Source organism: Rhodococcus sp. T2V (assembly GCF_029269925.1).
Classification (GTDB): Bacteria; Actinomycetota; Actinomycetes; order Mycobacteriales; family Mycobacteriaceae; genus Rhodococcus_F; species Rhodococcus_F koreensis.
The window spans coordinates 120,240-127,867 of the sequence record NZ_JARJBD010000024.1 but is presented as its reverse complement, the minus strand read 5'-3'; the positions used below and the strand labels follow the sequence as shown (position 1 = coordinate 127,867).

The 7,628-nt window shown below is 67.2% G+C and carries 4 protein-coding genes and 1 pseudogene; 2 read left to right on the top strand and 3 right to left on the bottom strand.

The window, feature by feature from the left end:
- Window positions 1–198, bottom strand: a pseudogene (locus P3H15_RS21390) (aspartate aminotransferase family protein); the annotation flags it as partial.
- Between the two features lie 291 nt (window positions 199–489).
- On the opposite strand from P3H15_RS21390, the gene P3H15_RS21385 reads away from it, so the two are divergent.
- Window positions 490–2,016, top strand: a complete 1,527-nt coding sequence (locus tag P3H15_RS21385; protein ID WP_276139092.1) for a gamma-aminobutyraldehyde dehydrogenase — start codon at window positions 490–492, stop codon at window positions 2,014–2,016.
- A gap of 2 nt (window positions 2,017–2,018) precedes the next feature.
- On the opposite strand, the gene P3H15_RS21380 is transcribed toward P3H15_RS21385, so the two are convergent.
- Window positions 2,019–2,480, bottom strand: coding sequence for an Lrp/AsnC family transcriptional regulator (locus P3H15_RS21380; RefSeq protein ID WP_276139091.1), 462 nt, complete (start codon window positions 2,478–2,480; stop codon window positions 2,019–2,021).
- Between the two features lie 253 nt (window positions 2,481–2,733).
- Between P3H15_RS21380 and P3H15_RS21375 the strand changes: the two genes are divergently transcribed.
- The gene (locus tag P3H15_RS21375; protein WP_276139090.1) at window positions 2,734–4,230 is read left to right on the top strand and encodes an APC family permease; all 1,497 of its coding nucleotides are present in this window, start codon (window positions 2,734–2,736) and stop codon (window positions 4,228–4,230) included.
- A gap of 62 nt (window positions 4,231–4,292) precedes the next feature.
- Here the strand turns inward: P3H15_RS21375 and P3H15_RS21370 are convergent, their stop codons facing one another.
- Window positions 4,293–7,550, bottom strand: coding sequence for an NAD-glutamate dehydrogenase domain-containing protein (locus tag P3H15_RS21370; RefSeq protein WP_276139089.1), 3,258 nt, complete (start codon window positions 7,548–7,550; stop codon window positions 4,293–4,295).
- Between the last annotated feature and the right edge of the window lie 78 nt (window positions 7,551–7,628).

Sequence of the window (7,628 nt, the reverse complement as noted above, 5' to 3'; positions counted from 1 at the left end):
GTGCCCGGCCTGCACGACGAACAGCCCGGACAGCCCGTCGAGGTAACTCTTGCCGTTCGTGTCCCAGATCCGGGCGCCGTCGCCGCGGGTGATGATCGGCGGGGTGATGTTCTCCCCGTGCCGGGAGAAATGCCCCCACAGATGGCGCGCGGCCGAGCGTTCGAGTGCGGTCGTGGTTCTTTCGGTGACTGCAGTCATCGTAATCCTCAATTGTGTTTCGGTTCAGTCGAATTCGGACCGGTCCAGCGCCAGAGGCCGAATCCGGGCCGATCGCCCCGGCAGGCCGTCGAACGCCGAGGTCCGATCCGGCATGCGTCAATCGTGACGCCTTCTGACCGCGAATTCAAGTAGCAACTCGATAACTATTGACGCAATGCGCAGGAAATATTTCGTTTTGATGACCTAATTCGTGGCTACAGGTAGCCAACACGAGTGCGCTCTTCTACTGTGGGTGAATCTTTTTTCTCGCCCCCGTCTTGGAGTGATCTCATGACCGTCTCGGTCCCTTTTCCGCCGTCCACCTCGCTCGACCTGCCCACCACCGTGCCCGGCTGCTGGATCTCCGGATCCCCGGCCGAGGGCTCCGGCGCCATCCACCGCATCATCGATCCGGCGACGGGCGCCCCCGTCACGACGCTGACCCTCGCGACCGCGTCGGACGTCGACACCGCCGTCCGGTCGGCACGTGCCGCCTTCCCCGGCTGGTCGGGCGCCGCCCCGGCCGAGCGCGCAACGGTTCTCACCACCCTCGCCCGCGCGCTCGAGCGCGACGCGGAACTGTTCGCCCGCGAAGAAGTCGCGCAGACGGGCAAGGCGATCCGGCTCGCTCGCGAGTTCGACGTCCCGGGCAGCATCGACAACATCGACTTCTTCGCCGGAGCCTCCCGCAATCTCGACGGCAAGGCCGCCGCGGAGTACTCCCCCGACCACACGTCGAGCATCCGGCGCGACGCCGTCGGCGTCGTCGGGTCGATCACGCCGTGGAACTATCCGCTGCAGATGGCGGTGTGGAAGGTGATTCCGGCGTTGGCCGCAGGGTGCACGGTCGTGCTGAAACCGAGCGAGCTCACGCCCCTCACGACGCTCCGCCTCGCCCGGCTGGCCACCGAATCCGGGCTGCCCGACGGCGTGTTCAACGTGGTGACGGGTACCGGCGCCGAGGTGGGCGCCGCGCTCGCCGGACACCGCGGAATCGACGTGCTGACGTTCACCGGGTCGACCGCCGTGGGCCGCACGGTGATGGCGCAGGCATCGACGAACGGCACCCGCGTGCAGCTCGAGCTGGGCGGCAAGGCCCCGTTCGTCGTGTTCGACGACGCCGATCTCGAGGCGGCAGTGCACGGCGCGGTCGCGGCGTCGCTGATCAACGGCGGCCAGGACTGCACCGCGGCGACCCGCGCGATCGTGGCGGACGCGCTGTACGACGACTTCGTCGCCGGTGTGGCCGAACTGATGGAACGGGTGGTGGTGGGCGATCCCTACGACCCGGACACCGACCTCGGATCGCTGATCACACTCGCGCATCGCGACCGGGTCGACGGCATGGTGCAGCGCGCCCGCGCCGCCGGTTTCCGGATCGTGACGGGCGGATCCGCCCCCGAACTGCCCGGTGCGTTCTACCTCCCCACCCTGATCGCGGACGTCACCGAGGATGCGGAGATCTACCGCGACGAGGTGTTCGGACCGGTGCTCACCGTGAGCCGTCATTCGGGCGACGACGACGCGATCCGCCGCGCCAACGACACCGACTACGGTCTCGCCGCGTCGGCGTGGACGACGAACCTGTACCGCGCGCAGCGCGCATCACGGGAGATCGACGCGGGTTGTGTGTGGGTCAACGATCACATCCCGATCGTCAGCGAGATGCCGCACGGCGGGGTCGGCGCGTCCGGCTTCGGCAAGGACATGTCGACGTACTCGTTCGAGGAGTACCTGACGGTCAAGCACGTCATGAGCGACATCACCGGAGTGCCACGGAAAGCGTGGCACCGCACGGTGTTCAGCGGGGCGCAGTAGGGCTACTCCTTCGAGGGCGTGCCGTACCGCAGCTTGTGCACCTTCAGGATCGAGATGGTCTCCGTTGTGCGCACGCCCTCGATGGCGCTGACGTACTGATTGAGGAAGGCCCACAGTTCGGCGTTGTTGGCGCTGCCGACCTCGACGCAGATGTCGCTCCGCCCCAGCAGCGTCGAGACGTACGTGATCTCGGGCATCTCGGTCAGCGTGTCCACGACGGCCTGGTGCCGGGCCGGGTCGACGGTGAGGAACACGAGGGCCAGCTGGGAGTCGCCCAGCCGTTCGGGATCGGCGAACGCGACGATGCGCAGGATGTTCAGGTCCTGCAGCCGCTTCACGCGCGCCCGTACCGTCGCCTCGGACGAGCCCAGGTTGCGGGCGATTTCCCGGAATGCTCGCCGTCCGTCGTCCTCGAGTTGCCGCAGGATCGCGCGGTCCAGTTCGTCCAGAGTGTGCTGAGACATGGACCGACTCTATCCAGAACGACGAGATCAGTGGCGCTGCGGGCGCAAAAGGCTGCATTTCATGGATGTTAAGCCTTGATGAATGCGCATTGCGCGGTCAGTTTCACCTTGTGCGACGCATTGCGCGGTGTTAGTGTCTTGAATCACATACTTGCGGCGGCCCGTCAGCCTCCACCCCACTCGACTCGAGTCACCGAGGGCCGCATTCTGAATACACACACTGCGCCGACAAGGCCCAGAACTGGAGAATCCCGTGAGCTTGCACGATTCCTTCGCCGACGACCACACCTATGAGAAGAACCTGCGGTGGTGGGACGGCTTCACCATCAGCCTCTCCATCCCGGCCGCACTGTTCGTCGGCATGGGCTACGCAATCGGCCTGATCGGCGCCTGGACGACGCTCGTCCTCCTCGGCGCCGTCGCCGTCCTGGCGTGCCTGCAGAATTTCATCTACTCCGAGATGGCCAGCATGTTCGTCGACAAGGTCGGCGGCATCTCGATGTACGCCCATCAGGGCTGGCGGACCCGCTCGACCCTCGTCGGTCCGCTCGCGACCTACGGCTACTGGTTCTCGTGGTCCAGTTCGCTGGCCATCTACGGCCTCCAGATCGGGAAACTGGTCCAGGCCGAGTGGTTCCCCGAACAGACGTGGACGTTCTCCACGGGCCTGGCCACCATCGGACTGCCCCACGTCATCGCACTCGGCGTCCTGGTCATGGGCTGGGGACTGAACGTCCTCGGGATGCGTCCCGCGATGTGGCTCATGTACGCGACCGGCGCCCTCGTCCTGGTCCCGATCGTCGTCTTCGCGGCCGCTCCGCTCCTGTCCGACAGCTGGTCGATGAGCAACCTGCACTGGGACATCGCCGCCAGCGGCGAAGCGGGATGGCGCACCGCCATCGCCTGGATGTTCGTCCTCGCCTGGTCGGTCTACGGCATCGAGGCGGTCGCCTCGTTCGTGCCGGAGTTCCGCGACACCATCCGCGACAGCCGAATTGCGTTGCGACTGGCCGGTTTCTTCGTCATCGCCGTCTACATCCTGGTCCCGTTCGGCGTCGGCGGGCTCGTCGATCAGGCGGACGTCGCCGAGAACCCCGTCTCCTTCTACCTGACCGTGTTCGAGAGCCTGTTCCCCGGCGGCGACATCGTGATGGCGATCTGCCTCATCGCCGGCCTTGTTCTCCTGATGGTCATGACCACCGCCGACGGCGGACGCGTGCTCCACGGCAGCGCCCGCGAGGGCCTCACCATCAAGCAACTCGGTGAACTCAACCGTTTCAAGGTCCCGGGGCGGGCCATGTCGCTCGACCTGCTCGTCAACGTCATCCTGATCCTGTTCGTCGGCGAGGCCCTCGCCGTCATCGTCGCCGGCATCGTCGGCTACCTGATCTGCCACATCCTGTCGCTGACCGGCTTCCTCAACCTGCGCCGCGACGAACCGGACGCCCATCGCCCCATCAAGCTCGGCAAGCAGTGGGTGTACATCGCCGGCGTCCTCGTGGTCGTCGACACGATCATGGTCGTCGTCGGCGCTCTCAGCGCCTCGATCACCGGCTACGGCAGCACGAAGGAACTGATCGTCGGGGTCTTCGTCCTGTCCCTGTCGATCGTGCTGTACGCCTACCGGCGCGTCGTCCAGGACGGTCAGCCGTGGGTCTGGAAGGAACCGGCGTCCGCCGTCGAGGCCGATTTCGTGCCCGACGACGACGAGGACGACGCCCCCGCTACAGACCCGGCACGCACCGTATAGCTTCACCTGTGAGTACTTGTTAACCGCGGGCGGTTAACAAGTACTCACAGGCGCGAAGCGCATCAGGCCATGGAACGCACGTGGCGCGCCGCGACCGACAGCGACGCGAGATCGTGGGTGGACGCGGCGTCGATCTCCCTCAGCGTCCGGCGAGCGCGCTCGATCCGGGCGCTGTTCGTCTTCTCCCACAGCAGAATCCGGGAGTCCGCCGAATCTCCGGATTCACCCGAGGACAACACGTCACGGGTCAGGAGCCGGACGGAGCGGTACAGGTCGTCACGCAGCGCCACCCGGGCGAGGGTGTGCCACCGTTCACCCCGCGGAAGCGCCGACACCTTGATCAGCCACCGATCCACACCGAGGTGATCGGAGAGCGCGAAATAGAGCGGCGCCACCTCCGCGACGTCGTGGTCCAGTTCGCGGGCGACGTCGGCGATGTCGAGCAGGCTGAACCGGTAGAGGCCGTCCGCGATCCGCCGGGCGATGGACGTCTCGACGCCCGCCTCGTCGTAGATGCGCCGCGCTTCCTCCATCGCCAGCGCCTCGGCGCCGCGGAGCCATCCGCCGACGTCGCCGGAGTGCGTGTGGACGGCACGACGGAAGTCGTCGATCTCGGCGTCCACCGACAGCGGTTGGCGTCGGTTGGCGAGGAACCACCGCGACGCCCGGTCGAGCAACCTGCGGGCCTCGACGACCAGTTCGTACTCCGTCGCCGGCGGCAGTTTCGCCGCGGCGATGTCGGACCAGAGTTCCGCGAGCCCGAACACTTCCGACGTGATGACGAACGCGCGCACCACATCCGCGGGCCCGGCCCCCGTCTCTTCGCGCAACCGGTACGCGTACGTGAGCCCGCCGCGGGCGAAGATGTCGTTCGCGATCTCGGTGGCGAGGATCTCCTGGCGGAGGGGGTGCGCGTCGACGGGGAGGACGGAGCGCAGTGCACCCGGGAAGTATGCGCCGAGCCGTCCGGAGAAGTACCCGTCGGTGAAGACGTCCGAATCCTCCAGTTCCGCCTTCAGATCCAGCTTGGCGTGCGCGAGGAGGGTCGCCAGTTCCGGCGAGGTCAACCCGAGCCCCGCCTCCGACAGTTCGGTGAAGCCGTCGGCGGTCGGCAGCGCCTCCAGTTCGCAGTCCAAGCCGCGCTTGTCGACCAGGTCGCCCACCATCCGTGCGTGCACGTCCACCATCCGGTGGGCGTTCGACCGGGCGTCGCCGAGAACCCGATTCTGTGCGCGATTGTTCATGAGGACGAGTTCCGACACGTCGTCGGTGAGCGTCCCGAGGAGGTCCGAGCGCCGGGCCGGATCGAGCCGTCGGTCGACCGGCAGCGAGTCGAGCAGGATCTTGATGTTCACCTCGTGGTCCGAGCAGTCCACGCCGGCCGAGTTGTCCAGTGCGTCCGTGTTGACACGTCCACCCGTGCGGGCGAATTCGATGCGGGCGAGTGCGGTGATGCCGAGGTTGCCGCCCTCGGCGACGGCCCGTGCGCGCAGCAGGCCGGCATCGATCCGGACGTTGTCGTTCGCCTTGTCCCCCGCGTCCGTGTGCGACTCCGACGAGGCCTTGACGTACGTCCCGACGCCGCCGTTGAACAGCAGATCCACCGGGGCTGCGAGGATGGCGCGGATCATCTCCGGCGGCGTCAGCGTCGTCACCGACTCTCCCAGTCCGAGCACCGCGCGCATCTGACTGCTCACCGGAATCGACTTGCTCTCCCGCGACCAGACACCCCCGCCCGCACTGATGAGAGTCCGGTCGTAGTCGGCCCACGACGACCTCGGCAGCTCGAACAACCGGCGGCGTTCCTGCCAGGCCCGCTCACGGCCGGGAGTGGGGTCGACGAAGATGTGCCGGTGGTCGAACGCGGCGACCAGGCCGATCCCCGACGTCGCCAGCATGGCGTTGCCGAAGACGTCGCCACTCATGTCGCCGATCCCCGCCACCGTGAAGCTGTCACGATCGACGTCGATTCCGAGTTCGGCCAGATGCCGGGTGACGCTCACCCAGGCACCCTTCGCGGTGATGCCCATCTTCTTGTGGTCGTAGCCGACCGAACCACCGGACGCGAACGCGTCACCGAGCCAGAAGTCGTATGTCCGGGCCACCTCGTTGGCGGCGTCGGAGAACGTGGCCGTGCCCTTGTCCGCCGCCACCACCAGGTAGGGGTCGTCGCCGTCGCGGCAGACGACGCCGTCCGGGTGCACCGATTCTGCTGTGTCCGAACGGTTGTCGGTGACGTCGAGCAACCCGGAGATGAACTGCCGGTAGCAGTCCAGGCCGGTGGACGACGGATTGCGCACGACGAAACCGCCCTTGGCGCCTGCGGGCACGATCACGGCGTTCTTCACCGCCTGCGCCTTGACGAGTCCGAGGATCTCGGTGCGATAGTCGTCGGGGCGGTCGGACCAGCGGAGGCCACCGCGCGAGACGGGTCCGTATCGCAGATGCACACCCTCCATGTCCGGTGAATACACGAAGACCTCGTAGAACGGCCGTGGCCGCGGAAGCTCGTCGATCTCGCCGGAGCGGAACTTCAGCGACAACTGGGGCCGGGGCGGGCCGAGCGTCCCGTCCCGGTAGAAGTTGGTGCGGGTCGTCGCCGAAACGAGATTCACGTACGCGCGCAGGATCCGGTCGGCGTCGAGGCCCTCGACCTCTTCGAGCAGTGATTCGACTCTGGTCCGGCGGGTTTCGACCTCACCGGCGGAATGCCCGCGCGGATCGAAGTGCGCGTGGAACAGACCCACGACCGCAGAGGCGAACTCGGGACGTGACAGCAGCACCGCCTCGATCCGGCCCTGGTCGTAGGGCAGAGCGCTCTGCCGCAGGAAGCGTGCGTAGGCGCGCAGGAGCACGACCTCCCGCCAGTCCAGGCCGGCGGCAAGCACCAGCACGTTGAACCGATCCGCCTCCGCCCGGCCCGACCACATCGCCCGGAACGTCTCCACGACGGCCCCGGGTTCGACGGATCCCGCGGCCATCGCGGATGCCACGAGCGGTCCCGCGGACACCCTGAAGTCGTAGAGCCGGCACACCAGACCGTCGGCGCGGCGGAAGACGGACGTCCGCTGGTCGACGACCTCGAGGTCGAGACTGCCGAGAAGGCGGAGCACCCGCTCGAGCGACACGGTCGCCCCTCCGCTGTAGAGCGTGACCCGGAATTGCGGGTTCTCACCGGTTCCGGCGATGTCGACGTGCAGGTCGAAGGCGTCGGCGGTCAGTCGGTCGAGGATGGCGACGTCGGGGACCGGCGGCCGATCCCGTTCTTCGACATAGCCTTCCGGCAGGGACGGGGCGAGCGTGGACGTAATCGAGCTCATAGATTCTCTCCGTTGAGATCCGGGCGCCGAGTGGTTGTCGTGGAATAGAGAAAGATCCGCCCCGCGGGCGCCATTGAC